1 protein-coding gene and 1 pseudogene are annotated in these 1,256 nt (G+C 68.5%); both read left to right on the top strand.

The features are described from left to right. The first annotated feature begins 80 nt into the window (after positions 1-80). Positions 81-881: a redoxin family protein gene (locus tag ACXJKH_RS20745; protein ID WP_457322212.1), complete on the top strand. Its 801-nt coding sequence runs from the start codon at positions 81-83 to the stop codon at positions 879-881. Between the two features lie 40 nt (positions 882-921). Beyond that, positions 922-1,256, top strand: a pseudogene (locus tag ACXJKH_RS20740) (thiol:disulfide interchange protein DsbG); the annotation flags it as partial.

Here is a 1,256-nt window from a genome sequence, read left to right as displayed (position 1 = left end):
GGCTGGGACCATGCGGTCGGGGTCGATACGAATACAGGTGTCGCGGCGTGGGACGTCGCGGCACCGGAGATGGCTGGATGATGAGCAGTGTTGGCCCGGTACCGCTGGGCGTGGTGTGGGTCGTGTTGGGCGGGTTGCTGGCCATGGGTGTGGCGCGTTGGTTGCGGCCGCCGCTGCAGGACGGCCAGCCCAAGCCGGGTGCGTTGCTGCTGGACATGTTGTTGCTTGGCCTGTTGGGCGGACGCGTGGGTTTCGTGATGCTGCACTGGCGCGATTACCTGGCCGATCCATGGGCGGTGCTGCGGGTGGGTGATGGTGGCTTGCTGCCGTGGCTGGCGTTGCTGGTGGGCATCGGTTGGGGAATGTGGCGTCTGCAGCGCTGGCCAGCGCTGCGACGACCGGTGTGGGCCGGCACCGTGGCCGGGGTGCTGTGCTGGATCGGACTGTCGCTGGGCATGGCGCAGCTGCAGCAGTCACGTATCGCGCTGCCCGCGCTTACCCTGCAGTCGCTGCAAGGGCAACCGGCCACGCTGGGCGGGGAGGGCGGTCAGCCGGTCGTGGTCAACCTGTGGGCCAGCTGGTGCGGCCCGTGCCGCCGCGAAATGCCGATCTTCGCCGGCGCGCAGGCGCGTGATCCGGCGATGCGCTTCGTGTTTGTCAACCAGGGAGAAACGGTCGAGGACGTGCAGCAGTTCCTGGCCAGCGAGCGCCTGTCGCTGCACAACGTGCTGCTGGATCCTGACAGCCTGACCTCCGAACGGCTGCAGGTGCACGCGTATCCGACTACCCTGTTCTTCGATTCAAGCGGCCGTCTGCAGGGCCTGCACATGGGGGAACTCAGTGCGGCCGGCCTGCAGGCACGGCTTGACGCGCTGCGCTGAGGCGCGGCGCGTCCCCCTTTTGCTGATACCAGGAGTTGCCATGTTGTTGACATCCTCGCGCCCGCTGGGCTCCCTGCTTGCCACGGCCCTGCTGATGGCGCTGGCCGGCTGCAGCCAGGCGCAGTCGCCGCAGGCGCCCTCGGCCACCACTGCCAAGGCGACCAAGACCGTTGATCGGCCGGCCGTGCTCAAGGGCATCGAGAAGCATGGCTTCGAAGTGCTCGGCGAGTTCGATGCACCCGGTGGCCTGCGTGGGTTCGCCGGGGTGGTGGGGGGCCAGCAGCCGGCGGCCGCCTACGTGACCCCCGATGGCAAGCATGTGCTGGTGGGCAGCCTGTTCGACGAGAAAGGCGAGGAAGTGGGCGCGGCGGCAAT

This window comes from Stenotrophomonas sp. P5_B8 (genome assembly GCF_054049855.1).
Note: the sequence above shows the minus strand (reverse complement) of the source record. Positions and strands in the feature narration are given on the sequence as shown.

Excerpts from the sequence above, each read along its gene's own strand:
- ACXJKH_RS20745 (WP_457322212.1), top strand. The coding sequence starts at position 81 with ATGAGCAGTGTTGGCCCGGTACCGCTGGGCGTGGTGTGGGTCGTGTTG.